The organism is Caballeronia sp. KNU42 (genome assembly GCF_053760385.1).
The window spans coordinates 2,485,684-2,510,236 of the sequence record NZ_CM132389.1 but is presented as its reverse complement, the minus strand read 5'-3'; the positions used below and the strand labels follow the sequence as shown (position 1 = coordinate 2,510,236).

Here is a 24,553-nt window from a genome sequence, read left to right as displayed (position 1 = left end):
TTTCTGTTACTTGACCGGCGGGAAATCGACGTCGGTATCATTGATACGGTTGAACGTATTGGTGAAAATCGTCATGGCAACGGCCAACGAAATTTCAGCCAGTTGCGTCTCGGTATAGCCTGCGGCGCGAATGGCGGCAAATTCGTTCTCGCTGATCGTGCCGCTCGTCTTCTGCAAATTCAGCACGAAGTGCACGAGTGCGTCGCGCCTGGCATCGCCGGTGGCCTGCCCGGCGCGAATCTGCTTGAGTGCCTCGGTCGACAGGCCTGTCATCTTGCCCAGCATCGCGTGTGCAGCTACGCAGTAGTCACAGCCGGTCTGTTCGCTGACCAGCAGCTTGATGGTTTCAAGATCCTGTTTGCTCAGGTTTCCAACTGCCAGTACGCCTTCTGCAGCCAGCATGGCGGAGAGCGTCCCCGGGGCCACGTGACCGACCGTCGCGAAGAAGTTAGGCACGGTGCCCCCGGCGATCTTCTTGACCTGCGCGTAGACATCAGCGGTGGCGCCCGTGGCGGTGGCGATAGCGGGGAAAGTGATGCGGCTCATGGTGGAACTCCTTCAGAAGTGGTGATTAAGAGCCTCCACTTTAGATTCCACGAGTGATATTTACGATACTAAATATTGCCATTATTATGCTCAAAAGTATCAAACAATCTCCGCTAAAATAACGGTGTGACGGGTCCGTCGGGCAGCGCAGTACGAAGTTACCAATGAGAGCCGCGCACTAACCAAGTAGCATCCGACGTCACTGTTTGCGTCGACGCTCCGCTTGGCATGCGTTGGTACCCAGTCCCGAACGATGCGAAAACATGCTCACCCGGTTCACATGGATCTGCTAAGCCGACTGCTTTCACTGATTCCCGTCACGGGGCAGCTGCAGCTGCGCTGTGTTTTCGGTGCGCCATGGAAAATCGATCAGGCCGTCTCTGGCGTGCGAGAAATCCCCTACCACATCCTGTTGTCCGGCCATGCGGTTCTCGAAGACGAGAACGGTCCGCCCGAACGGTTGACGGCGGGCGACATCATCCTGTTTCCAACCGGCAACGCCCATCTTATTCATGACGGTAGTGGAGAGACAGCGGCACCGGAAACCAGGAGCCGGAAGGCGTCGCTGATTATCTTTGAGAACGACGGGACAGGCGAAAAAGCTGACTTCCTATGCGGACGGTTTCTGCTCGGTGCAGTTCCAGACGGCCTGTTGCGCGACCATCTGCCAGGCCGCCTGGTTGTACATAGCGCATCGCCGGAACCCGGTGACGACGTCGAGGGTTCGGCGCAATCCATTGTCCGCACCCGCCTGAGGCAACTGATCGAACTGATGTACGAGGAGGCCAACGATCCCGGCCCTGGCAGCGAGATGTTCGTCAATCACCTGTCGGCGGCGTTGTTCGCACTGACGTTGCGTTTCGCCGCCGAGGGTACCCAGCCGCCGCATGGTTTGCTTGCGCTCTCGAGGCGGCCTCGTTTGCAACCTGCGATATCCGCGATGTTTGAAACACCGGGTGAGCCTTGGACCCTGGATCAGTTATCGAGGCTTTGCAATATGTCCCGAGCGACTTTCATACGTCAATTTGAGGAGGGCATGGGGCGCTCGGCGTCGGATGTGCTGACTGAGGTTCGAATGACCATCGCGGGCCGAATGCTGTTGCATACCGCGACGCCGGTCGCCGAGATCGGTGAGGCGGTAGGCTATCAATCGAATGCGGCGTTTCAACGCGTTTTCAAGCGCCATATCGGTGTTTCGCCAGCGCGTTGGCGCTCGTCCGGCGGAAATCTCCACGCATGACGGCGTGGTATCGCGCCGAAGCAGCCCCCGGTTCATACGCTAACGCTACGGGCCGACAGGATTGCTGCCTGGCCTGAAAGACCTGTCCAGCGGCGAACCGGTTGACTATGTGACGAGCGAGCGTATGACAAAGCTCTTTAACGGGCGCGTGGGCCGCGGCTCGCCGCTCACCCGATTCCGCATTAGCGGCACGGTCGCGTCGTCAGGCGATCGAGTAGCCCCCGTCGGCGACCAGCATCAGCGCGGTGGCCGCACCCATCGTGATCTGCTGGGCGGCATCGAACTCATTCGTATGACTAAGAAAGTCCAGATGACAGGCTCTGGACAAACTGCTGCCGAGTAGTTTGACCGTTGGCCAAATAAGCATTGCATATCATATCGCCTTTGCTTGCCCCTCCATCCTGATTGCGACACAACCAGCGCCTCTCCAACGCAGCAGCCTGCCGGACTACTGAACAAGTGGTTTTCCTGCGGCGTCCTTTACTTTCACGCGCCATTGCGCGCGGATTTCGCTTTCAACCGCGTCCGGCAGGGAAATATAGTCAAGCTCCTGCGCCGCCTGGTCGCCATTCTTGAACGCCCAATCAAAGAACTTAAGAGTCTCAGCACCTTGGGCAGGTTTCTCCTGGACAGCATGTACCAGCACGAAGGTGGCTCCAACTATTGGCCAGGCATCTTTTCCAGGTTCGTTGGTTAGAATTTGATAAAACGATTTTGACCACTCAGCACCGGCCGCTGCAGCCTTGAAGGTTTCGGTTGAGGGTTTCACCACGGTACCCGCCGCGTTCTTCATCGCGGTGTATGTCATGTTGTTTTGCTTCGCGTACGCCCATTCGACATAACCTACTGCCCCGGGTACGCGCTGGACAAAAGCTGCCACGCCATCGTTGCCCTTTCCTCCGATACCGAGAGGCCAACTTACCGTCGCGCCTTCTCCGACCTTGCTTTTCCATTCCGGATTGACCTGGGACAAATAGTGCGTCCAGATGAAGCTGGTGCCGGATCCGTCGGCACGACGTACCACCGCGATGTCCGTATTGGGCAGTTTCATGCCGGGATTCAATGCAGCGATTGCCGGGTCGTTCCACGTCTTGATCTTGCCAAGGTACATGTTGCCAAGCACTTCGCCGGAAAGCGTCAACTCACCAGCCTTGATACCGGGGAGGTTGACCACCGCAATAACGCCGCCGACAACGGTCGGAAACTGAAACAACCCGGCCTTCGCCAGTTCGTCGTCTTTCATCGGCGCGTCCGAGCCCGCAAAGTCGACTGTATTCGCAATAATTTGCTTAATACCTCCCGACGAACCGATCCCTTGATAGTTCACCTTGGCGCCCCCCGACTTTTGGTAGGCCACCGCCCATTTGCTGTAGATGGGCGCCGCGAACGTGCTTCCCGCTCCGGTGATATCGGCCGATCGCACGGTGAGCGGCGCGAGCATCCCCACCGCCGCAGCTAGTGCCAATGGTATGAATTTCATAAGAACTCCGCTGTGGGCAAACTGTCGGGAAAGGTAATCTCAACGTAGGTGAGACTCGTGACAAAAATGTGACCGAGCTGGCGAACTACCGGCCAGAAAGATCAGAGCGCCGTGCGGGCATAGCCGATGCCGCGCTGGCAAACGCCCTGGCGACGCTGTCGTGAATATCTTTTCTTGTCGAGCTACCTCGATAAGCCTTGTCACATGCACTGCATAAACTTTCCTCCATCCAACAAGGAGGGAAGATCGTGGCTATCGATATTCGCGCTTACTTATCCCCAACGCTTGTGCTTCTCGCATTCAATTGGAATGAAGGGAAATCAAATCCTGATTTCCTGGGCTTCGCGATTAAGCGCTCTCCTGGGTTTTGGTCTGCGGACGGTAAAACACGGGATACCGAAAACTGGCTGCCAAACCGCCTGACGTTCGACGGGCCCGTTCCCCCGAACAAGCCGGACGCGCCGTCCAACGTTGCGCCCATCCAGAAATTCATGTGGTGGGATGCAAAAATCGATGAAGCAGATCGTGGGCAGACCTTTACATACACTGCCTACCCTGTCCTTGGGAATGCGCACGCGCCACGGGTGTCGGAGGCTGACGGCACCACGCTGGAAGTGACGCTGCCGGCTCATGTCGAGGACGGCATCGGCACCTGGTTCAGCCGTGCGGTCCTCAGCTCCCAGGCATTCTCCCGCAAGCTTGCCGCAATGGGCCTTGATCCAACCAAGGCACCGCCGGCAGCTCAGGCCCTGGAGCTTCGCGCGTGGCTGGCCAACGACCTTGAGGACAGTTTCGGGTTTGTCTTTGATGGCGCCACACACGCGGCCTCGGCTGTTTATCACCTGACAGACGAACTGTGGGTCATTCCAAAGTTCGCTCAGTTTGCCAAAGCCAACGGGCCGGCATCTTTAGCGGTTGTGTATGACGCGCATGTTGGTGCTGCCACGAAATCGCGTGCCGCTACGCCGTCACCGAATCAACCAGCGGTCGATGAACTCGGGGCGATAGCCGAGCTGTTCCCGCGCAAGGCAACAAATATCATGCATGACAAGTTCATTGCTACCGATGCCCCAAACGGAAAGCACGCGCCTTCGCGGCTGCTCACCGGTTCAGCCAATTTCACGACTGAAGGCATTACCCAGCAAGCGAACTTGCTGCACTCGTTTGATTCCGCCGAACTCGCGAAACTGTACAGCGACCGTGCCGCCGCTATTTCCTCCGATCCGTCCATTGCGGCGACAGCAAAGTTGCCGCACGGCTGGACCGACCCGGTCGCAGTGGGCGATGCATTGGTGCGGGTCTCTTTTTCTCCGGAACCGGCAACAGGACATACGCAAATCGATGCGATCGTCGACGCGGTGTCCAAAGCGAAGCACTCGGTGCTGTTCTGCCTGTTCTCCCCCACGGATGAAACGCTTCTCGACGCATGCTTCAAAGCGGGCGACAACGGGCTGATGATGTTTGGACTTGTCAATGCCATATCCGAACACGCGGCTGAAACGGCGGAGAACAAACAATCGCAAGGAGCGCATCTCAGTACGTCGGAGCTCGCCAGTATCGATCTATACCATCGTAACCAGCAAAATCACGATGTAGTCGATGGCAAGTATTTTTCGACTGCGACGGTGCCTGACGGTTTCGATGTCGAGCTTCAAGTGTTTCCAGGTGACAAGCGCCCCCCCTATCCACCGGTCGTTATTCACCATAAGTTCGTGGTCGTCGACGCGGAGGGAGCGGACCCTGTGGTCTTCACGGGTTCGGCGAACATGAGCAACAACTCCGAGCACAAAAACGACGAGAATCTGCTCGAAATCAGAGACAAGCGAATTGCGGGTATCTACATCGCTGAGTTCCTGCGGCTGTATGAGCATTATCGTGCCCGCGCGCTCGCGATAGAAAGCAAAACCAACCCTGGCAAGAAAGTTCATCTTGCCCTCCAGTCGACGCGGCACTGGGCCGATAAGTATTACGTCGAGGGAAGTCCGGAAGCCAAGGCACGCGTCGCGCTCGCCGCACCGCCCGCCCTATAGCCCTATTCCAGGTAATCATCACCGCGCGGCGGCGTCTGCATGCCCTATTTGATGCCAATGCATGAAGCGCGCGGTCTCTGACGAAGACTCTGTTCCGCTTGGTTGTTCAAGTGAGCCCGCTCCAGCAAGCCCCCTCCGGCAAGACGGCCTGCAGCTAACGGCGGCATGCAAAACGCCGCCGCCCTTCTGCCAACTGGTACGGACTGCCTAGAACACTTCCGGAACGATGATGGACGCCGGCACGGGATGGCGAATGTATTCCGCGTTGTGAACGCGCTCGGGCAATACCACGGTTGAGTGTTCGACCTCGCCATACGGGATCTGACCGAGCAAATGCGTAATGCAGTTCAGCCGCGCACGCTTCTTGTCGACTGCCTGCACAACCCACCACGGCGCTTCGGGGATATGCGAGCGCTGCAACATCACTTCCTTGACATGCGTGTACTCCTCCCAGCGACGCCGGCTTTCCAGATCCATCGGGCTCAGCTTCCACTGCTTCAGCGGATCCTGAACACGGGCCTGAAAACGCAATTCCTGTTCGTCGTCCGTGATCGAGAACCAGTACTTGATGATCTGGATGCCGCTGCGAACGAGCATTCGTTCAAACTCCGGCACTGAACGAAAAAACTCTTCGTATTCGTCGTCTGTGCAAAAGCCCATGACGCGCTCTACGCCCGCGCGGTTGTACCAACTGCGATCGAATAGCACCATCTCGCCGGCCGCCGGCAAATGGTGCACATAGCGCTGGAAATACCACTGGGTCCGTTCGCGATTGTTCGGGGCAGGCAGCGCCGCGACACGGCATACGCGCGGATTCAGACGTTGCGTGATCCGCTTGATCACGCCGCCCTTACCCGCCGCGTCCCGTCCTTCAAAGATCACGACGAGGCGGTGGCCCGAATGCTGAACCCAGTCCTGCAACTTCACGAGTTCGCCCTGCAGACGGAACAGTTCGCGGAAATAGAGCTTTCGCGGCACGCTGAAGTCATCGGTCATATCGGTGACGCCGTCATGGCGGCGATCATCGACCTCCAGTTCGAGTTCCTCGTCGTACGCGTCGATGAGGTCTTCCTGGAAGCGCCGTTGACGCTCGGCTTGTGCGTCGGTGTTAAGAGTTTTATCGTGCTCAATCATCGCGGTTCTCCTGGCTGGGGGCTTCGACATGACGATCATCGGACTGCAACATGACAGTCTGGTTACTTGTGTAATCCCGAAAGTAATCCCGAAAGATTTTCAGCGATCGGGTCCACATCCCATTCATCTGATGCAGCCGGGTTGTTAAGTGCCAGCCGAGCGCCATCGATCGCATTTCCGTTCTGTCAACCGCACGACACACAACTGGATCATCTTCAACCACCGGATTGTAAGAAATGCGGCCTGGCAAGCGTGAGGACGCGCACAGCACGGTGCGGAACGCGCCGAAATCACCCACTGGATATGGCCCGTCTCAACGAGGCGCCCCGATCACGGCAAGAACCAAGGACAGCTCATGGACGACGCGCCTACCCTGCAATCACCGATGAGCGCGGAGCATACGCGCAGCGGTCTCGGCGTCGCCGCGCTGCAGCGCGACATTGTCGACAACCTGATCTGCTTGCAGGGCCGATATCCCGAGATTGCGACCCCGCACGACTGGTACATGGCGCTGGCGTTTGCCGTGCGCGACCGGATGATGACCCGCAGGGTCGCCACTACGCACGCTTACGTGGCACGTCACGCGAAGGTCGCCTGCTATTTGTCCGCTGAATTCCTGATCGGTCCGCAACTCGGTAATAACCTGATCAATCTGGGCATCGAAAGCAACGCGCGCGATGCGTTGAAGGCGCTCGGCCTTGACCTCGACGCTCTGGTCGCGATCGAAGAAGAACCGGGCCTTGGCAACGGCGGGCTGGGACGTCTCGCGGCTTGCTATCTCGACTCACTTTCCACCCTCGAAATAGTGGCGATTGGTTATGGCATCCGCTATGAATTCGGCATCTTCAACCAGGAGATCCGTGACGGCTGGCAGGTGGAAGTGACCGACAAGTGGCTGCAAAAGGGCAATCCCTGGGAGATCCTGAGGCCGGACGTGGCCTTCTACGTGAACTTCGGCGGCCGCACGGAAAGCGGTCCCGACGCGCAGGGCCGGCTTTGCGTGCGATGGATCCCGGCTTATAGAGTCAAGGGCGTAGCCTGCGATACCCCGATGCCGGGCTTTCGCGTCAACACGTGCAACACGCTGAGGCTTTGGAAAAGTGAAGCGGTCGAGTCGTTCGACCTGCATGACTTCAACGCCGGCGATTACTACGAGGCCGTGCACGAGAAGGTGAGGTCTGAAACGCTCTCGAAGGTGCTGTATCCGAATGACGAGCCGGAAGCCGGCAAGCGCCTGCGGCTCGCGCAGCAGTATTTCTTCGTTTCGTGTTCGCTGCAGGACATGCTGCGTCTGCTCACACTCAAGGACGAACCGATCGAGCGCTTTGCGGACATGTTCACCGCGCAGTTGAACGACACGCATCCTTCCATTGCTGTTGCCGAGCTGATGCGGCTGCTGGTGGACGATCGGCAGGTGCCATGGGACGACGCCTGGGATATCACGCGGCGCGCGCTTGCTTATACGAATCACACGTTGTTACCCGAAGCGCTCGAGACGTGGGGGGTGCCGCTGTTTCAGGACTTGCTGCCGCGGCTGCTCGAAATCATCTATGAGATCAACCGCCGATTCCTTGATGAGGTCCGGCAACGATACCCGGGCGATGATGCCCGTCTCGCGCGCCTGTCGCTGATCGACGAGAGCGGTGCAAAGCGAGTGCGCATGGCGCATCTGGCGACGGTTGGCAGCCACGCGGTCAATGGTGTGGCCGCGCTCCATTCGAAGCTTCTTAAGGAAACCGTACTAAGGGATTTCGCTGAACTATGGCCCGAGCGATTCCACAACGTGACCAACGGCGTCACACCGCGTCGTTTCATGACGCTCAGCAATCCGGGCCTTGCGTCGTTGCTGGACGACACGATCGGTGAAGGCTGGGTGACCGATCTCGCCCGCTTGCGCGAACTCGATAAGCATATCGGCGACGCAGCGTTTCAGGACGACTGGCGCCGCGTCAAGCAGGCGAACAAGGAAAACCTCGCTGCGTGTATCCGGAGCGCGACCGGTATCGTCGTCGACCCGGCTGCGCTATTCGACATACAGGTCAAGCGCATCCACGAATACAAGCGGCAACACCTGAACGCGCTCTTTATTGTCACGCTCTACATGCGGTTACGGCGCAATCCGCAGCTCGCCATCACGCCGCGCTGCTTCGTATTCGGTGGCAAGGCCGCGCCCGGTTATGCAATGGCCAAGCTCATCATCCGTCTGATCAACGGCATTGCCGAGGTGATCAACAACGACCCGGTGGTGGACGGGCGGCTGAAGGTCGTGTTCTATCCGGATTTCAACGTGAAGAACGCGCATTTCATCTATCCGGCCGCCGACCTGTCCGAGCAGATTTCCACGGCAGGCAAGGAGGCGTCGGGCACCGGCAACATGAAGTTCATGATGAACGGCGCACTGACCATTGGTACGCTGGACGGGGCTAATGTCGAAATCCGCGAGGAAGTCGGCGACGAAAATTTCTTTTTGTTTGGTCTGACGGCGGACGAAGTGGAGCACGTCAAACGCGCAGGCTACCGTCCGGGCGAATATGCGAATGCGAACGAAGAACTGCGCGAAGTGCTGGAGCTGATCGCCGGCGGCCACTTCTCGCGCGGTGACCGCGAGATGTTCCGTCCGCTAGTCGACAATCTGCTGCACGCGGACCCGTTTCTCGTCCTTGCCGATTACGCTGCTTACGTGGCGCGCCAGGAGGACGTCAGCGCGGCGTGGCAGGACTCGCGGCGCTGGACTCGCATGTCGATCCTGAACACCGCGTATGCGGGCAAGTTCTCGTCCGATCGCGCAATCCGTGAATACTGCGAGCAGATCTGGAAGATTCGTCCGGTGAAGATCGTCCTGGAACAACGACCTTGAAAGCGGTCGGGCCGTGCTTGCCCCGATGCCCCGCATCTCTTTGAAGTGATTTGTCATCGAAGCGTAGCATTGAGGTGAGACACTTTCGTTTGGTTGCAATCGAGCTGTGCGAGTTACGTAGCCGGATGCGCTGCGAGCCCCGATCGTTTGAATGCGCCTCCTCCCGGACGTCAAAACGTTCATTCTGGCTTTTCTCGCTTTCCGTATGGGAACGTGTCGCTTGTCATACACATCCAGCAGTGCCGAGCCGGTCGAACGCACTCTTCTCCTGACGTTGATCCGTGCACCGAAGGATGAGGCGTCCTTTAGCCCGGGATACCAGCGCGAATTGCGGCAGTTTTTTAGTCTTGCCCGCGCTGAAGGTGGCGAGATAAGCGCGCGAACCTTCTCGCTGACCCGCGCCGATGGATTAGTCGGCGAATTCGTCATTCCTTCTACTGCAACCACGGATTACGCGCTCAGAGCCGCGGCCAATGCGTGGTTGCTAGGCCGCGCTGGTCGGCGACTGCGCCTGACATGGGACGACCACGCTGTCGAAGGCGGCAGCCTTAGCGAACTTTTCTGCCTCTTGAGCTTGTCAATGGCGGTAGAGCCACAATCCGGATTCGTTCAAACCGCGGACGTCTAGAGCCGCCTACTGAAGCGGGATGGTAGCGATCAGGAGTCCCGCCTTCGCCAACGCTTGCGCTATATGCGGCACGCGCACTGTTCTCGATGAAACCAATCAGATCTGCGCTCTGCCGCCATCCACGAAGAGCTCGATGCCCGTGACGAAACTCGAGTCATCCGAAGCGAGAAACAGGGCAGCTTTGGCGACTTCGTCGGCTTCCCCCATGCGCCCCATCGGGATGGTGGATAAAATCCTCGCCATGGCGTCCTGAGGCTGCTCACCAATGATCGGGGTATCAATCGGGCCCGGGCTAAGGACGTTTGAACGGATGCGACGGTCCTTCAGCTCCACGGTCCATCCCCGCACGAAATTGCGGATGGCCGCCTTGGTCGCGCCGTATACCCAGAACGCAGGCGTCCCTTTGGTGCTCGCGACGGAGCCCGTGAGAATGATCGACGCGCCGTCATTCAAGAACGGCAGGGCCTTTTGGACGGTGAAGAGCACTCCCTTCACGTTGGTACTGAATAGTTTGTCGAAATGCGCTTCGGTGATATTGCCCAGGGCGGCGAACTCAGCGATGCCGGCGTTGGCGAAGACGATGTCGATTCTTCGCCCTGTCGCGTTGACGTTCTCATAGAGACGATCAAGATCGGCCAGATCGGCGACGTCTCCCCGGATGCCGGTCACATTGTCTCCGATGATCCTCACGGCTTCGTCGAGTTCCTTCTGGCGACGGCCGGTGATAAAGACGTAGGCGCCCTCCGCGACGAAGAGCTTTGCGGCGGCCAAGCCTATCCCCGACGAGCCACCTGTGATGACGGCCACCTTCCCCTGCAACTTACCCATAGCGACTACTCCTTAGATTGATAATTCCGATTGGCCGTGCCTCTGGACTGGCGCTCAGCTGCCAACTCAACATAACGACCTCCTCCTGGTTGCAGCGCGTCGAGGAAACCTCGTCCGCGCATCGCCTGACCCGCTTCGGTCAAGGCACGTCGATCACAGCGATGGAAAAGACACGCGTGGCATTCGTGAATATCCGCTTGTCATGCCGGTCACATCGTTAGGACAACTTTGCCAAACGGCCGGTCTTCGATCAGATGGCGCAGGGCTTCGCCTGCTTCGGCGAAGGAGAAGATCCGCTCGACGATCGGCTTGACGGATCCACCCACGACCAGCGGGATGATGTCCCGCCACGCCGTGGCGATCGTGGCCGGTGATTGAGCGAACAGCGAGAAGCCAGTCATCCGCGCGCGCTTCCAGATCAGGTCTGTCACATCGATCGTGGTTTTGCGTCCAGCCGAATAGCCCAGCGCGGTCAACACGCCGCCCTGAGCAAGGCTGCTCAGCGCCTCACTGGTGACGGTCCCGCCGATGCTTTCGATGACGATATCGACGCCCTTGCCGGCCGTTATCCGGCGAACACCGTCGGCGAGCCCTTCCGTCGTGAGGTCAATCACGTCTTCGAAGCCAAGCTCGCGTGCCCTGGCCGCTTTGGCTGCGCTGCCCGCCGTCGAAATCACTTTGCCGGCACCCTGCGCCCGCGCAAGCTGATAGGTTGCGTTCCCGACCGACCCGCCGATTCCAGGCGCGAGCACCGTCTTACCCGGCGCGAATCCGGCCTGCGTCAGCGTGATCTGCGCCGTCAGATACGCAACTGGAAGGCTGGCCGCGACGACATCCCCGATCGCGTCGGGCACCAACGCCAGATGTTCAGGCCTCACCAGCAGCCATTGCTGCCACGTGCCATTTTCACCAACGCCATAGGGTCCCGTGAACATCACGCGGCTTCCCGCCGCAAGCCCGGAGTCGCCTGCGTCCTCAATGACACCCACGCCCTCATTGCCGAGCACCAGCGGCGCCGTGGCTCGAGGATGTCCGCCCGACAGGATCGTGTACTCGAGCGGCGTGACACCGGCTGCTGTGACGCGGACAAGCACCCTGTCCATTGTTGGTTGTGGCTTGGGCAATTCGGATTGCCGCAACCCGTCATAGCCCGAAAAGGTTTCTGCCTCGATCACACGCATGGCCATCCTCATTTAAAGTTACAGACCTGTTCGTTACTTGAACGTTACAGACAAGTCTGTTACTTTGTCAATCGGAAAGTCGAAATGAGAGGAGCTTGCGAATATGAAGGCAGAAGCCCGACCCCGTCGGGGCGCCCCGCCCAAGGGCGAAGTGAGCGCGCGCGAGCGTATTCTTGCGACGGCAAGCGAGTTGTTCTACCGCGAAGGTATCCGCGCCATCGGTGTTGACACGGTCGTCGAGCAATCCGGCGTGTCGAAGACGAGCCTGTATCGCCTGTTTGGCTCCAAGGACGATTTGATCGCCGCTTTCGCCGCCGAAAAAGATCGGTCGTTCTGGGCGTGGTGGGATCGCATTGAGGCCCTGTACGCCGACGACCCGCGCGCGCTGCTGGAGGCGCTGCTGTCTGGAATAGTGAAGCGGATCGGAAGCCCCGCCTATCGAGGCTGTCCGTTCCTGAACCTGGTGACGGAGTTTCCTGACGACAACCACCCTGGCCGGGTCATCGCCCGGAACAACAAGGACGAAATGCGAGCCAGGCTCGCAACCATCGTTGCCGAGTTGGGCGTCAGCGACCCCGACCGTACCGCGTCGCAGATTGCGCTGCTCATCAACGGCGCGTATGTCACCGGCCTGATGGCAAAATCGGCTGATTTGAGGGGCTACCTCGTCGATGCCGCCATGAAATTGTTAGCTTAGTGGTTCGGCGAAGCACCTCGAAACAAGTGGCGCGCGGCCTCGCCGAGTCACGGTAAATACAGGCACGCGCACGAGTACGAACGCGGTCATTTGCTGGCATCAGTTCTTGCCTCGAGTGCGCAGACGACGGCTGCTATGTCGGACTGCCCGTGCCCCAACGCCTGCGTCTCATCGAACAGCGCGTAGCAGACATCCAGAAGCGGCGACGCGACCCTGGCTTCCCTCGCCGCTTCGGCAATCAATCGATTGACCTTCAGCACATTGGTGATCGACCCCTGGACATCGAAGTCACGCATCACCAGCTTGAGAATTTTCAAGCGTGAGATGTCGCTCGCCATCTGACCGGCGTCGACAATGGTGCGGAACTGCTGCATATCCAGACCATGCCGTTGCGCAAAATGAGCCGCTTCTGCCAGGCCGGTAACCGTGGTCATCAGAAACAGGTTCACCGAGAGCTTCATGAGAAGCGCGCTCGGAACCGGACCGCACACAATTGTCTGTTGGCACATTGGCTCGAGCAGAGGGCGGATGCTTTCGACGGCCGAGTCTTCGCCCGCCAGCATCGCCACGAGCCGGCCCGCTTCGGCGGGCTTGCGCGAACCCGAAACAGGCGCTTCGACGTAGCTGCCACCGGCGTCGCGAATGTCGGCTTCGAGTCCGCGCGAGTAGTCGGGTGAGGTCGTCCCCATGTTGACGATCGTGTGATGCGCGATGTTCGCACTGAACTCCGGCGTGCCGCGGCCGAGGACGTCGTCGATTGCGTCGCCGTCGGCCAGCATCAGGAATACCACTCGGGTCCGTTCAAAGATCTCGGCAGGATTCGTCGCGACGGTTGCGCCCGCCGCTCGCAAAGGCTCGCTTCTGTCAGCGGAGCGATTCCAGACAATGAGTTGCGTGCCGGCGCGGGCAAGATTGAGCGCCATGGGCTGTCCCATGACACCTAAGCCGATGAAGCCGATGTCCATATTCACTCCTGTCCCACGGCGGTTAAAGCTTGTGGCGATGCGCCCGGATACGTTGCCGCGCATTCCCGCTTTGGGCTATCAAGACGAAGCTTGATTCCGGCGCGGCACGACCATGTTCACGACATGTATCAGCACGGCCTCGTCGTCCTGGTTCAGCGTGGTCGTTCGGAGCTTGATCAGGCCCTGCTCCGGACGAGACTTCGACGGCCGGACCTCGATCACCTCGCACTCGACGCGCAATTCGTCACCGGGGCGCACTGGCCGGGGCCAGCGGCACTCGTCAAGGCCGGCGCCGATGAAGCCGCCAGCCGGGTTGAGTTCGGTCTCAATCATTAACCGCATCGTCACGGCGGCAGTGTGCCAGCCGCTGGCGGCCAGTCCGCCGAAAATCGAGCGCTGCGCCGCGGCCTCATCGAGGTGGAAAGGCTGCGGATCGAATTCGGCAGCGAACGCGAGGACCCGCTCCTTGTCGATGCGCAGCCGCCCTGAACCGAACGTCTGCCCCACTGCAAAATCTTCCAGATAGCGCTCACTCAACTGATTCATGATCCCGTCCCGGCTTTACGCAATGGCTTCCGGCCGGATGCCTTCCCCGCCGCCGATGCACTGTTGTCCAGGTCAGGCGCCCAGGGGCGATAGCCGCCATCGACATTGACGATGTCCCGGGACAGCCGTGGAAAGTTGCTTCTATCACCCGCATGCCTCTTTTCCACAAAGTGACTGACCTGTAAGTGCTTTAAATATTACGGACAGGTCTGTTACTTTGTCAAGCGAGAAATCGGAACAAGCGGAGCATGATTCCAGCGAGGCGTCCCGCCAAACTGTCAACGTTGCGCATATAAGGAGACCGCGCATAGCGGGGCTCCATGCCGCAATAGGGTGATCATGATTGTTGGCCGTGAGTGCCGGATACCATTGCTCGAACTTTGTCGCCGGTTCCGATGGAGCCGCTGTGGTCAAGCTGACCACGCCGGAGCAGATGACCCATCAGAACGCTGTTCTCGTTGTGTATCACCCGGATGGGACGTCACATGGTAGCGAGCAAGGTACGAAAGGCGAGACGGCGGATCATCAACTGATTGCCCGTGTGCCATGAGACGGGATGCGTGCAGCGGAAATTTTCAAGGTCGTTGTCGCCTCGACGATTGGAATCCACGCTGCTCCGCTCCACAACGTGACACTATCAGTTCAAGTGATGCGCTCAAAATCGATGTGTAATTCCCCCACCGAGCACCAGTTGTCGATTGGTCGATGAGGGATTTTCCAGGAACAGGACGGCATGCTGCCCGGCTCCGGCGAACTCCTGGACCACGCGCAAGTAAAGGTCTGTGCTTTTCGATAGAAAATAGTCCACATGCGCGTGCCAGATGCTCCACTTATATGATTCCATTTTCGAGTACGAATAACCCGCACCCACTCGGAGAGACGGATTAAGAAATTTGTTCGCGCCTACATCGTACGTTTCGATTGTTTCCGCCTTCGCCCTATCTGGCGGAGTGAGCCGCGTATTCGTATACGTGGCCATCAATCTCCAGGTCTGCCAGTCGTAGTACCCGCCAACAGCCAGGATTGATTCGTTCTGCAGCACCGTGGCTCCGGACGCGAACGTGGAGCCGTACAAAGAGCTGACGCCGAGCGTGTTGAAGGGGGTTGCCGTCACCCCGCGGACGTTGAGATACACGAGAGTTGCCTTGACCCGCTGGTTATCGTTGTAGTCGAGCTCGATACCCTGGCTATTGCCTGCGTTGGTGCCTCCGATGCCTGAATCACCAAAACTGAACATCAACGCGCCGCTAAAACCGCCATAGACGGGCGTTCGATATTTGACGGCGTTATTCAGGTACGTTCCCGCGCTGCGATCGAAATCACCGGGATGGACTCCCGAAACCGACATGTAGTACTCGGAAAAATAGGGAAGCAGATCGGCGACCAGATCATATTGGCGACCAAGACTCACCCGGCCAAAGGTTGCGTCCGCGAGTCCTACGTAGCTTTCCTTCGCGCTAGCGACCCCGTTTGCGGTTGCAATGGTTTGCGTATATCTGAAGAACGCCGACTCTCCGCCGCCAAGGTCTTCCTGTCCGCTCAACCCAAAAAATTGCGGAACATGCCGGCTCGCATATTCCACAAGGTCTTTTCCACCGCTATTGCTGTTGTATTCGATGCCTGCATCCAGTATGCCGAATAACGTGACACTCGACTGCGCAAACGCCACCGAGGCCCCGGACATCGCGAATGCCGCGACGGCTACCTGCGTAGTCGAAATCAGCTTTCCTTTCATTGCGTCTCCATTTTTTATTAGTTATACGAATTTAATTGACCAAGCTTGAGTAGGCCGGTCAGGTCCATGAATCAACCTGTCAAGACGTCAGTACACCGAGTACACGTTAATTTCGGTCGCCTACCCCGCCGTCAACGATGACGCAGACCAAGCGGAACTCGCCGGTTAAGGCGACCGCGCCCCCACAAGCAAGCAGCTACGCTGTCGTAGCGGGCGTTGCGAGTGCTCCGGGCCTCCTGCGTACGGCGACTCTGAGTCCCGCGATCGACAGCGCCGAAATCAACACGAGAACGCCCAGCGTGACGAAGAGACTTGGCAACGTCCAGCCGACCGCAAGCAGGAAACCGAACAGTGTTGGTCCCGCGATAGCTCCAAGACGCGCCACACCGATCGCCCACCCGATCCCGGTGGAGAGCACGGCCGTCGGATAGAGCGTCGCGACCAATGCCATCATGCCGGCGGATGTGCCACCAACGAGCGCCCCAGCCAGGAAATAACACACCATGAAACGTTCGTAGGAGCCTGCCGCAAAACCGATCGCCGCCACAGCAATCGCACCCCCGAACAATCCCAATCCAACTACCGAAAACCGATCGGCGCGGTCCATCGCCCAACCGATCAACGGCGCGCCGATCATCGCTCCGCCGCTGTTGACGGAAATCATCAGTGAAGCCCTGGCAATCGGAACGCCCGCCTCCCGCAGTACCGGCGCGGTCCAGGCGAGCAAGGTGATCAGCACCAGCCAGCAGCAGAAGAATGAAATCCAGATGCACAGGGTGATCGGCGCACGACCGTCACTGAAGAGATGCCTGACCGACTTGGTCGATAACCTTGCTTCACTCGACGTGTAACGGGTCGCGGGGCCAACGTCGAGATCGGGTGCGACGCGCGCAATGACGGACGCGATGCGCCGTGAAGCGGCGTTTGTGGCAACGAGGAATTGCAACGATTCCGGGATTATCCAGATCATGACCCCGGCGATTACCAGGGGAACAACGCCGCCGATGTAATAGACGAGCGCCCAGCCTTGCGATGGCAGGATGACCGACGAAAGCAGTCCGCCAACCACATTGCCCGCTGGAACCAGGACCCAAAGGATGGTCAGGATTCTTGCCTTGACGCGCAAGGGGGAGTATTCGGCGCACATCGCGACGAAGGCAGTCGACGCGCCGCCAAGGCCGAGTCCCGTGATAAAGCGCAATCCAAGCAGTTGGCGGTATGACTCCGCGAATGGCGTCAGAATCGAAAACAAGCCGAACGTGACGACCGAAACAACGAGAATCCGCTTGCGGCCGAGCCGATCCGCGAGCGGACCAGCCATGAAGGCGCCGAGCATGAAGCCGAACTGGGCTGCGGAAAAAACCGGTCCAAACGACTTGATGTCGAGCGAAAGAGATCGGGCGATGGCCGGCCCGGTGATGCCAATGATGACCGAATCGTAGCCGTCCATGAGCGCCGCAAGCGCGCACAGCAACAGGATGCCGACCTGATATTTTGAAAGGCGCCTTGCATTGATCAGTTCCGAGACGTTAACTGAACTGACAGTCATCTTGCTCTCCTGACAAGTGAGATCGGCAGCGGAGCCACGCGCTCGGTGTGCCGTATCGTGGGACATTCAGCAAGCGGGCTGTTCACGCAGGAGCCGAAAACGAAGGAACCGACATGCCGGTGATAGTCCACGCGTCCAGGCGTGACCGTGTAAGACAGTGTCTTGGATCTATGGGTGCACGTTCCCTGATCCGCAGTTGCGCCGGCAGAGCGGCAACCTGTTTGATCGTCAGACCGGGACCTGCATTCAGGCGGCATACTGGCGGCCTGATGGACCTTGTCCCGGGCTTGCCGGACTCGCGTGTCGTTCACTTCTGTCTCCATGTATTTTTTTACTCGCCTGTCGCTACCCTACCCTCGATCCTTTCCAAAGAAAGAGGCGCCAGGCGTCCATCGGGTCGGTCCGGAACGTCAAACGGCGACAATGACATTCGTCAGCTTGCCCAAGCCTTCGATTTCGCATGTGACGATATCGCCAGGCTCGAGCAGCCTGGGCGGATCCATTGCATATCCGACTCCTGAAGGCGTACCGGTCGCTATTATGTCGCCGGCCTCCAGGGTGAGTCCTTTCGACAACTCGGCGATAATCTTGGGCAGCTTGAAAATCATCTGGGACGTGGACGCCGATTGACGAGTTTCCCCGTTAACCGAAAGTGAAATGCGTAGATTCTCGGGGAAAGGAATCTCGTCCCTGGTTACGATCCACGGTCCCATTGGGCACGACGTGTCGAGCCCTTTTCCCTTGAACCACTGGTCATGCCGCCGCTGCAGATCGCGAGCCGTAATGTCGTTCACGATCGTATAGCCGAATACATGGTCGAGGGCATCGTCTTCGGATATATCGCGCCCTGTCTTTCCAATCACAACCGCCAATTCCACCTCGTAGTCGAGCTTCTGCGTGATCCGCTGGTCGTACCGGATCGGTTGATCCGGACCCGTCACCGTAGTAGGCGGCTTGCTGAACAATTGCACGAACTCCGGCAGCTTGACCTCCATATCGCGTGCCCGATAGCCCTCAGTGATGTGATCGACGTAGTTGCGGCCAACGCAGAAGATATTCTTGGCCGGCCGCGGAATCGGCGCGAGCAACGTGACTTCATCCATATCCTTCAGGACACCAGATAATTCGCCTGAGGTCGCCAGGCCAACCAGCCATTCGACTGCCGCCAGGCCGCGTTCACCAAGTCCGATAATGGCAAGCACCGTCTCGAAGTCGCGCATCGATACCGGTCCGGCTGGCGTTGTTCCAGTAGTCCGCATGGCAATTTCAAGCGCTTGCGGCAGAGGAAGAACCTTGCCATCGCCCATCAATACTCCCGGCACAGGTACCGCGCTCCCCACGTGCGTGCAGGTCACCAGTCTCATCAATACTCCTTGTTTCAGTTAGTCTTCGAAGGGCTGCGCAATGCAGCGATTACGCTGTACGCCAAGGCCCTCTACTTCAGTTTCGATTACGTCTCCGACCGCCAGGAACCGCCCCAACCCCTGACCAGTGCCGCTGGGCGTACCGGTCGCGAGGATATCGCCGGGATGCCATGACATCGATTTAGAGAAGAACGCGATTTGCTCCTCTGGTGTAAAGATCAGACCTGAGGTGTTCCCGTTTTGCATCGTTTCACCATTGACGCTAAGCGTGATGCGCAGATCAAGATGGTTCGCGACGAAGGCCCTTGGCACCAGGTAGGGTCCGGCGGGCGCGAATGTGTCGAAACTTTTCGCGCTGAACCAGTCGGAACGCAACGTCACCCTGTCCGGGCGCCACTGGTTGTCACGGCATGACACATCGTTAAATGTCATGAAGCCGGCAACGTGCTCCATTGCCCTCTCTTCCGTTATGCGTTTGCCTCCAGCGCCGATCACCACGGCCATCTCTGCTTCCCAATCGATTTTCGGATGGCCATCCGCAAGCAGGATATCGTCGTTCGCACCGGTCAGCGCGCTGGTCGCTTTCAAAAACGCATAGGGCCAGGTTTTCGCCTTTTCGCCCATGAAGTCCCCCGACAGATCAAGCGACTCGGAGCCAAAGCGGCTCTTGCGCATCTCGGTGACATGTTCGGCGTAATTTTGCGCGTGACATACAAGTTTGCCTGGATGCTTTATCGGAGGGAGAACGACAAACGTCTGCGCAGCAGCCGATATCCCCTGCGCCATATCCAGGCCTCGGCTGAGAAGGAATTCGCTGAATTCCTGTAGCCGTTCAAAATTGCGATCCCAGTCTTGCAGCAGTTCGTCGATGCTGCGACAAACGCCGAGAGATCGGCCGAAATCAGTGGGCCCGATGAGGGCCTCGGCGAGCGACAGACTGATTACGCGCTCACTCTGCGTCACGAGTCCGACGAAAGGTGGTCGTACGCTGTCCGAGAATAGACCGAGCTTAAAAGTGTTGGACGTCATACAGGTCTCGTCATTGGTCAATTGGTAGCAGGCGCTTCGCTCATCTGTGCCGTCCACGCCGCCACGACATCCGGAGAGTACGTCCAAGAACGCGGTTTCCAGTCGTCGTCGAGGTAGTCCATGTCGGCGTAGTACTCGCTCGCACCGCCCATAGGCGTATGGAAGTACCAGAAGTAGTTCGAGCCGAGCACATGCCGGCCCGGGCCGAACTGGGTTTTCCAGCCATTCTTGCGCATGCTGCGGCCCGCCGTGACAACCTCCTGGAAGTCTGCGACTTCGAATGACATGTGATGAAATCCGACCGGCCCGTCGCGCTTGAGCAAGAAAATGTTGTGATGATCGTGCGAGCCCGGGGCGCGCAGAAAGATGCCTTTGCCGGGATAGACATCGGACGGCCGGAATCCGAGGATATCCTGATAGAAAGACGTGGCGCGCTCGAGGTCAGTGACGAAAATGGCCACGTGCCCCATATGACGCACTGGCGGACGCACAGAAAACTCGATTGGCTGGTTGATCCGTACCGGGCGTCCGGGCAAGTTCACAATGGGATCGGCCGGACCCAATGCGCGCAGGCGGGACACCTGGAAGGACACCGTGAAGCCATTCGGATCCGTTGTCAGCACCGTGCCGTCATTGCGGCGCCTGACTTCGCAGAACCGGCGGAGTGAGCTCTCGATCTCCGCCAGCGCCGACGCATCGGCCACGGCCCAACCAATCTCTCGCAGATTGCAATCCACATTGACCGCAGACGCCATCGATTCGGTCTTGATTGCGGCAACCGCCACTTCAGCCCCTTCTTGCGTGCGGAACAGTCCATGGGAATCGCTGCTTTCCAGGCACTCGAGGTTCCAGTCAACCAAGAAGCGGATTGCGGCGGGAACGTCGCTCACGCAAAACGTCAACCTCTGCAGACCAAGTATGTTCAACGCGCACCCCTTGTTCGTCGATCCGTGCGATATGTCACGTGACGCGATTTTTATTCCTTTCGAAAGGAATTGTCAATGAAGTGACCTACTGGCGTTTTCCACTACATATACTCGAAGCGACGTACCTGTTTTGCCTACAATAGAGGGATAGGCAGCCATATACCTGTTACAGAGGAAAGCGCCGGCCGGAAACGACGCTAGAGCGCAACGTGATTTGATATTCACTTAACAAAGATTTTTTCACGAGGGAACGACACATGCCGCCTAAAGCGAAGGAAGCCGTTTCAGGCATCCAGAGAAGACACAAGGGACGACCCAGCGAGAATGCAACAGTTGGTAAAGAGGCACTGATCCTGGCAAGCGTTGAATTACTCCGCACCCGCTTGCCCGGCGCACTGACGATCGCCGAGGTGGCCAAGCAGGCAAAAGTCGATCCGGGGCTCGTGCGATATTATTTTGGCGATCTCAAAGGCCTGCTGACGGCAACCGTGTCTTACATGATGGCCGAGCGCCAGGAAACCATGCGCGAGCTCCTGGCACAGCGCGGCTCCGCGGAAGAACGCCTGAGGGAACGGGTCCTCAAGTCGCTCCAGCTGCAGCAACGCGATCCTAATTTCCACCGGCTAGTGCTCGAGCAACTATTTACGGCAGATACCCCGGATGCACAGGATGCCCTCGAAAAAACCGCTTCACGAGGTCTTTCGCTGACACTCAGCCTCCTTCATGCTGGAGAAACGAGCGGTGAGATGCGCAAGGTCGACCCGCGCTTCCTGACGGTCGCGCTCGTCGGCATGTTCGAGTTCTTCGTATCCGCCCAGCCACTGGTCGAGGCCCTCTGTGGAAGGCACGTCGATGGCGAGCTCACCCGCGACTACGCGGATTTCATTGTGGATATCGTCTTGAATGGCCTGAGCGTGCGTAGCCCGATGCCCGACGCTGCCCCGCAATAAACATCGCTCGTACAGAACAACCCTGATTGGAACGGCTTGCATTTATTCTTTTTAGAAGGAATAATTGGTCAACAAACAGCCAGCGCCAACAGGGGACACCATGCTCGTGAAGAAAGTATTGATCGTCGGCGGCGGCATAGGCGGCCTGACTGCCGCCACCGCTTTTGCCCGCCGCGGTATTGCCGTCGAAGTTGTCGAGATCAAGCCGGCTCATGTCCTGCACGGCGTAGGGATCATTCAGCCGGGCAACGCACTACGTGCGCTTCGCTCGCTTGATCTACTTGATCCGTGTCTGGAAGCGGGGTTTCAGGTCGACGACTACGTGTATTTCGATGCGGCTGGGTCGGAGCTTGCCCGGATCCGCATGAAGCGCATCGCCGACGAGGCGCTGCCTGCCGTGAACTTCCTTCCGCGGCCAACACTGCATCGAATTCTCGAACAGTCCGCGCTTCGACACGGGGCGACCATTCGCATGGGAGTAAGCGTGCGAGACTTCGTCGACGATGGGGAAAAGATTGACGTGAATTTCAGCGATGGAACCGTGGGCACTTACGACATCGTCGTGGGCGCTGACGGCATACGGTCGACGCTCCGTGGGCGGCTGTTCGGAACGGCGGTTGAACCCCGCTATACCGGTCACGCTGTCTGGCGCGTGACCCTGCCCCGCCCCCGGGACCTTGATTTCCAGGGCATTCACTATGGAATAGGCGCCAAAGCCGGTCTCGTCCCGCTCAGTGCCGAGTCCATGTATCTCCTGCTGGTGACGAATGAGCCGGCCGAAACCTGGTTCGAGCGAGGTGAGCTCGTCACGGCGCTAAAAGATCGGCTCGCGCAATTCACCTGCTCGTGGATCTCGCCACTCAGGGAGCAGCTGGATGCTCGATCGGAAGTGGTCTACGTGAAGATCGAGGAGGTCGCTCTTCCGGCGCCTTGGCATAGTGGCCGTATTGTGCTCCTGGGCGACGCTGCGCACGCTTCCAGCCCGCACATTGCACAAGGCGCGACCATGGCCATAGAGGACGCCTGTGTGTTGGCTGAAGAAGCAGCACATGCGGACAGCGTACCCGCCATGTTCGAGCGATACATGAAACGACGTTACGCTCGCTGCAAGTTCGTGCAGGATTACTCAAGAAAGATAGGCGAGCAAGGGCAACTCGATGAACCGGCTGCTTGCCAGGCACGCAATGACAGGATTCGCGCGGAGTTTGCCCACGGCTCAACCGACGGACGTCCTCATGAGGCGCTTCTCGCCGAGCCAATCTGACACTTACTCGATCCATACATCATCATGAGTGCCTTCCCCATATCTGTAATTGTCTTCCCCGGTTCGCAGAATCTGCCGTTGTATATGGGTATCAGACGCGGTTTTTTTCGTCGCCGTGGAATCGATGTTCAGTTGTGCTTTACGGTTACCTCGCTGCAACTCCGGGATGGCCTGGCGAATGGACAATCCTCACTTGCTCATACGGCGGTCGATAACGCCGTCGCCATGAAGCTGGTTGCCGCGCACGATGTCGTAGTCGTGATGGGCGGCGACAGCGGGATGAACGAGCTTTTTGTCCAGTCTGATATTTCAGCCATGGAGGCGTTGCGGGGGCGCAGGTTACTCGTGGACGCGCCGGACACAGCCTATGCGCTGCAGGCAAGGACCATGCTGCGCGCGGCCGGCCTGATCGCCGGAGTGGACTATGACGTGGTTCCGGTGGGCGCCACCTACAAGCGGCTTTCGGCCATGCTCGACGATCCGGCATGTTGTGCCGCAGCGATCCTCAACCCGCCATTTTCGGTCCAGGCTCGCGATGAAGGCCTCCGTAGTCTTGGTCTGGCCACGGATCATCTGGGCCCTTATCAGGCGACTGCGGCTTTCGCCATGCGCCCATGGATAAGCGAGCATGAAGAGATCCTCGTACAGTATCTCTGCGCTTACGTCGAGGCGCTGCGATACGTACTGGACGAACAGAATGCGGCCGAGTCGATTGAAATTCTTATGGAGGAGCTTCGGCTGTCGGACTCGGTCGCCGCTAGAACCTACCAACTGCTCACATCGCCCGGCATTGGCCTCGACCAGGATGCGCACCTCAATGCGCAAGGTTTCGAAAACGTTCTAAACATTCGTTCGCAATGCGAAGGAATGACAACAACGACTGCAGCACCTTCGAGTGACTATATAAACCTCACCTATCATGCGCTTGCACTCGCAAGCCTGATTACATCGGAAAAGCCATGACACTATCAGTGCGCCGCATCGTGACCGGTCACAACGCAAACGGCAAGGCTGTGGTTGCCATAGATGAACTTGTCACCCATGGCACATCCCTGCGTGAGGGTGCGCAGGGTGCCGTAATCTGGTCGACAGAGGGATTCCCGGTTGATAACAACGAAGATTTCGATGGTTCCCGGCGTAAAGTTGGCACCAGTCATTCAAACGGTTCTGTGTTTCGCGTGATCGAATTTTCCCCCGGTGTCAAACCGCGGAATCATCGTACGGATTCGATCGACTATGCGGTGGTGTTGTCGGGCGAGATCGACATGGACCTGGACGGCGTGGAGGTCCATCTGATGGCGGGGGATGTACTGGTTCAACGCGGTACGATCCACAACTGGTTCAATCGCGGGACCGAGCCGTGCGTGATCGCGTTCGTATTGATCGATGCAAAGCCGTATGACTCCCACGGGCGTACCTTGGATGCTATTGGCTGATACCACACGCGAAAAAACTTGATATTGAGTTCAGCCTTTGCGATCCGGGGTATTAACAGCGATCCCTCAGACTCGGACAGATCCTGCTATAGCTGACGGACGCTGGCTGGTGCGTTCGCAGTCTGGCTTATATGGATGCAAAGGCATGAGCACCTCCCCTACGTAAAG

General features: G+C 58.5%; 24 protein-coding genes. 10 read left to right on the top strand and 14 right to left on the bottom strand.

What is annotated here, in order from left to right:
* Positions 1–6 precede the first annotated feature (6 nt).
* The gene (locus tag ACSOSP_RS30515) at positions 7–546 is read right to left on the bottom strand and encodes a carboxymuconolactone decarboxylase family protein (protein ID WP_455312260.1); all 540 of its coding nucleotides are present in this window, start codon (positions 544–546) and stop codon (positions 7–9) included.
* Between the two features lie 280 nt (positions 547–826).
* Here ACSOSP_RS30515 and ACSOSP_RS30510 point away from each other — a divergent pair, with 280 nt between their 5' ends.
* Complete coding sequence (locus ACSOSP_RS30510; protein WP_455312259.1) at positions 827–1,786, top strand: AraC family transcriptional regulator; 960 nt, start codon at positions 827–829, stop codon at positions 1,784–1,786.
* 202 nt (positions 1,787–1,988) lie between these two features.
* Here ACSOSP_RS30510 and ACSOSP_RS30505 read toward each other — a convergent pair whose 3' ends face one another.
* Both ACSOSP_RS30505 and pstS read right to left on the bottom strand, forming a co-directional pair.
* Complete coding sequence (locus ACSOSP_RS30505) at positions 1,989–2,153, bottom strand: hypothetical protein (protein ID WP_455312258.1); 165 nt, start codon at positions 2,151–2,153, stop codon at positions 1,989–1,991.
* Between the two features lie 81 nt (positions 2,154–2,234).
* Entirely contained in the window at positions 2,235–3,227 is a 993-nt protein-coding gene (gene pstS / locus ACSOSP_RS30500; RefSeq protein ID WP_455313719.1) for a phosphate ABC transporter substrate-binding protein PstS, read from the bottom strand.
* A gap of 287 nt (positions 3,228–3,514) precedes the next feature.
* On the opposite strand from pstS, the gene ACSOSP_RS30495 reads away from it, so the two are divergent.
* Positions 3,515–5,296, top strand: coding sequence for a phospholipase D-like domain-containing protein (locus ACSOSP_RS30495; protein WP_455312257.1), 1,782 nt, complete (start codon positions 3,515–3,517; stop codon positions 5,294–5,296).
* A 207-nt stretch (positions 5,297–5,503) separates the two neighbouring features.
* Here the strand turns inward: ACSOSP_RS30495 and ppk2 are convergent, their stop codons facing one another.
* Both ppk2 and ACSOSP_RS30485 read right to left on the bottom strand, forming a co-directional pair.
* A complete protein-coding gene (ppk2, locus tag ACSOSP_RS30490) occupies positions 5,504–6,430 on the bottom strand; it encodes a polyphosphate kinase 2 (RefSeq protein ID WP_455312256.1) in 927 nt (308 codons plus the stop codon).
* Positions 6,423–6,728 (bottom strand): hypothetical protein, encoded by a 306-nt coding sequence (locus tag ACSOSP_RS30485; RefSeq protein ID WP_455312255.1) that lies wholly within the window; start codon positions 6,726–6,728, stop codon positions 6,423–6,425. The genes ppk2 and ACSOSP_RS30485 overlap by 8 nt, the downstream gene beginning before the upstream one ends.
* A 57-nt stretch (positions 6,729–6,785) precedes the next feature.
* On the opposite strand from ACSOSP_RS30485, the gene ACSOSP_RS30480 reads away from it, so the two are divergent.
* Positions 6,786–9,287 carry a glycogen/starch/alpha-glucan phosphorylase gene (locus ACSOSP_RS30480; protein WP_455312254.1) on the top strand — a complete coding sequence of 834 codons (2,502 nt, stop codon included), beginning with the start codon at positions 6,786–6,788 and terminating at the stop codon, positions 9,285–9,287.
* 151 nt (positions 9,288–9,438) lie between these two features.
* Complete coding sequence (locus tag ACSOSP_RS30475) at positions 9,439–9,915, top strand: hypothetical protein (RefSeq protein WP_455312253.1); 477 nt, start codon at positions 9,439–9,441, stop codon at positions 9,913–9,915.
* Positions 9,916–10,011: 96 nt separating this feature from the next.
* Here ACSOSP_RS30475 and ACSOSP_RS30470 read toward each other — a convergent pair whose 3' ends face one another.
* Entirely contained in the window at positions 10,012–10,743 is a 732-nt protein-coding gene (locus ACSOSP_RS30470; RefSeq protein ID WP_455312252.1) for an SDR family oxidoreductase, read from the bottom strand.
* Positions 10,744–10,952: 209 nt separating this feature from the next.
* Entirely contained in the window at positions 10,953–11,924 is a 972-nt protein-coding gene (locus ACSOSP_RS30465; protein ID WP_455312251.1) for a quinone oxidoreductase family protein, read from the bottom strand.
* A 103-nt stretch (positions 11,925–12,027) separates the two neighbouring features.
* On the opposite strand from ACSOSP_RS30465, the gene ACSOSP_RS30460 reads away from it, so the two are divergent.
* Positions 12,028–12,621 (top strand): TetR/AcrR family transcriptional regulator, encoded by a 594-nt coding sequence (locus ACSOSP_RS30460; RefSeq protein ID WP_455312250.1) that lies wholly within the window; start codon positions 12,028–12,030, stop codon positions 12,619–12,621.
* A gap of 86 nt (positions 12,622–12,707) precedes the next feature.
* Here ACSOSP_RS30460 and ACSOSP_RS30455 read toward each other — a convergent pair whose 3' ends face one another.
* Entirely contained in the window at positions 12,708–13,586 is an 879-nt protein-coding gene (locus ACSOSP_RS30455) for an NAD(P)-dependent oxidoreductase (RefSeq protein WP_455312249.1), read from the bottom strand.
* A 78-nt stretch (positions 13,587–13,664) separates the two neighbouring features.
* Positions 13,665–14,132 carry a MaoC family dehydratase gene (locus tag ACSOSP_RS30450; protein ID WP_455312248.1) on the bottom strand — a complete coding sequence of 156 codons (468 nt, stop codon included), beginning with the start codon at positions 14,130–14,132 and terminating at the stop codon, positions 13,665–13,667.
* Positions 14,133–14,484: 352 nt separating this feature from the next.
* On the opposite strand from ACSOSP_RS30450, the gene ACSOSP_RS30445 reads away from it, so the two are divergent.
* Positions 14,485–14,682, top strand: a complete 198-nt coding sequence (locus ACSOSP_RS30445) for a hypothetical protein (RefSeq protein ID WP_455312247.1) — start codon at positions 14,485–14,487, stop codon at positions 14,680–14,682.
* Between the two features lie 105 nt (positions 14,683–14,787).
* Here the strand turns inward: ACSOSP_RS30445 and ACSOSP_RS30440 are convergent, their stop codons facing one another.
* From ACSOSP_RS30440 to ACSOSP_RS30420, 5 genes are all read right to left on the bottom strand, one after another.
* Positions 14,788–15,867: a porin gene (locus tag ACSOSP_RS30440; protein WP_455312246.1), complete on the bottom strand. Its 1,080-nt coding sequence runs from the start codon at positions 15,865–15,867 to the stop codon at positions 14,788–14,790.
* A gap of 196 nt (positions 15,868–16,063) precedes the next feature.
* On the bottom strand, positions 16,064–17,416 hold the full coding sequence (locus ACSOSP_RS30435; protein WP_455312245.1) for an MFS transporter: 1,353 nt from the start codon (positions 17,414–17,416) through the stop codon (positions 16,064–16,066).
* A 410-nt stretch (positions 17,417–17,826) separates the two neighbouring features.
* A complete protein-coding gene (locus ACSOSP_RS30430; protein ID WP_455312244.1) occupies positions 17,827–18,780 on the bottom strand; it encodes a fumarylacetoacetate hydrolase family protein in 954 nt (317 codons plus the stop codon).
* Positions 18,781–18,798: 18 nt separating this feature from the next.
* Positions 18,799–19,809, bottom strand: a complete 1,011-nt coding sequence (locus ACSOSP_RS30425) for a fumarylacetoacetate hydrolase family protein (RefSeq protein WP_455312243.1) — start codon at positions 19,807–19,809, stop codon at positions 18,799–18,801.
* Positions 19,810–19,826: 17 nt separating this feature from the next.
* Positions 19,827–20,699: a VOC family protein gene (locus ACSOSP_RS30420; protein ID WP_455312242.1), complete on the bottom strand. Its 873-nt coding sequence runs from the start codon at positions 20,697–20,699 to the stop codon at positions 19,827–19,829.
* A gap of 293 nt (positions 20,700–20,992) precedes the next feature.
* Here ACSOSP_RS30420 and ACSOSP_RS30415 point away from each other — a divergent pair, with 293 nt between their 5' ends.
* From ACSOSP_RS30415 to ACSOSP_RS30400, 4 genes are all read left to right on the top strand, one after another.
* Positions 20,993–21,685, top strand: a complete 693-nt coding sequence (locus tag ACSOSP_RS30415) for a TetR/AcrR family transcriptional regulator (protein ID WP_455312241.1) — start codon at positions 20,993–20,995, stop codon at positions 21,683–21,685.
* A gap of 100 nt (positions 21,686–21,785) precedes the next feature.
* Positions 21,786–22,949: an FAD-dependent monooxygenase gene (locus ACSOSP_RS30410; protein WP_455312240.1), complete on the top strand. Its 1,164-nt coding sequence runs from the start codon at positions 21,786–21,788 to the stop codon at positions 22,947–22,949.
* 84 nt (positions 22,950–23,033) lie between these two features.
* Positions 23,034–23,912 carry an ABC transporter substrate-binding protein gene (locus tag ACSOSP_RS30405; RefSeq protein WP_455312239.1) on the top strand — a complete coding sequence of 293 codons (879 nt, stop codon included), beginning with the start codon at positions 23,034–23,036 and terminating at the stop codon, positions 23,910–23,912.
* A complete protein-coding gene (locus ACSOSP_RS30400; protein ID WP_455312238.1) occupies positions 23,909–24,385 on the top strand; it encodes a cupin domain-containing protein in 477 nt (158 codons plus the stop codon). Before ACSOSP_RS30405 ends, ACSOSP_RS30400 begins: the two co-directional genes overlap by 4 nt.
* Positions 24,386–24,553: the final 168 nt, after the last annotated feature.

What these genes read in the sequence shown, in the direction of transcription:
- ACSOSP_RS30515 (WP_455312260.1), bottom strand. Translation starts at nt 546, where the DNA reads ATGAGCCGCATCACTTTCCCCGCTATCGCCACCGCCACGGGCGCCACC.
- ACSOSP_RS30510 (WP_455312259.1), top strand. Translation starts at nt 827, where the DNA reads ATGGATCTGCTAAGCCGACTGCTTTCACTGATTCCCGTCACGGGGCAG.
- ACSOSP_RS30505 (WP_455312258.1), bottom strand. Translation starts at nt 2,153, where the DNA reads ATGCTTATTTGGCCAACGGTCAAACTACTCGGCAGCAGTTTGTCCAGA.
- pstS (WP_455313719.1), bottom strand. Translation starts at nt 3,227, where the DNA reads ATGCTCGCGCCGCTCACCGTGCGATCGGCCGATATCACCGGAGCGGGA.
- ppk2 (WP_455312256.1), bottom strand. Translation starts at nt 6,430, where the DNA reads ATGATTGAGCACGATAAAACTCTTAACACCGACGCACAAGCCGAGCGT.
- ACSOSP_RS30480 (WP_455312254.1), top strand. Translation starts at nt 6,786, where the DNA reads ATGGACGACGCGCCTACCCTGCAATCACCGATGAGCGCGGAGCATACG.
- ACSOSP_RS30475 (WP_455312253.1), top strand. Translation starts at nt 9,439, where the DNA reads ATGCGCCTCCTCCCGGACGTCAAAACGTTCATTCTGGCTTTTCTCGCT.
- ACSOSP_RS30470 (WP_455312252.1), bottom strand. Translation starts at nt 10,743, where the DNA reads ATGGGTAAGTTGCAGGGGAAGGTGGCCGTCATCACAGGTGGCTCGTCG.
- ACSOSP_RS30465 (WP_455312251.1), bottom strand. Translation starts at nt 11,924, where the DNA reads ATGCGTGTGATCGAGGCAGAAACCTTTTCGGGCTATGACGGGTTGCGG.
- ACSOSP_RS30460 (WP_455312250.1), top strand. Translation starts at nt 12,028, where the DNA reads ATGAAGGCAGAAGCCCGACCCCGTCGGGGCGCCCCGCCCAAGGGCGAA.
- ACSOSP_RS30455 (WP_455312249.1), bottom strand. Translation starts at nt 13,586, where the DNA reads ATGGACATCGGCTTCATCGGCTTAGGTGTCATGGGACAGCCCATGGCG.
- ACSOSP_RS30450 (WP_455312248.1), bottom strand. Translation starts at nt 14,132, where the DNA reads ATGAATCAGTTGAGTGAGCGCTATCTGGAAGATTTTGCAGTGGGGCAG.
- ACSOSP_RS30440 (WP_455312246.1), bottom strand. Translation starts at nt 15,867, where the DNA reads ATGAAAGGAAAGCTGATTTCGACTACGCAGGTAGCCGTCGCGGCATTC.
- ACSOSP_RS30435 (WP_455312245.1), bottom strand. Translation starts at nt 17,416, where the DNA reads ATGACTGTCAGTTCAGTTAACGTCTCGGAACTGATCAATGCAAGGCGC.
- ACSOSP_RS30430 (WP_455312244.1), bottom strand. Translation starts at nt 18,780, where the DNA reads ATGAGACTGGTGACCTGCACGCACGTGGGGAGCGCGGTACCTGTGCCG.
- ACSOSP_RS30425 (WP_455312243.1), bottom strand. Translation starts at nt 19,809, where the DNA reads ATGACGTCCAACACTTTTAAGCTCGGTCTATTCTCGGACAGCGTACGA.
- ACSOSP_RS30415 (WP_455312241.1), top strand. Translation starts at nt 20,993, where the DNA reads ATGCCGCCTAAAGCGAAGGAAGCCGTTTCAGGCATCCAGAGAAGACAC.
- ACSOSP_RS30410 (WP_455312240.1), top strand. Translation starts at nt 21,786, where the DNA reads ATGCTCGTGAAGAAAGTATTGATCGTCGGCGGCGGCATAGGCGGCCTG.
- ACSOSP_RS30405 (WP_455312239.1), top strand. Translation starts at nt 23,034, where the DNA reads ATGGGTATCAGACGCGGTTTTTTTCGTCGCCGTGGAATCGATGTTCAG.
- ACSOSP_RS30400 (WP_455312238.1), top strand. Translation starts at nt 23,909, where the DNA reads ATGACACTATCAGTGCGCCGCATCGTGACCGGTCACAACGCAAACGGC.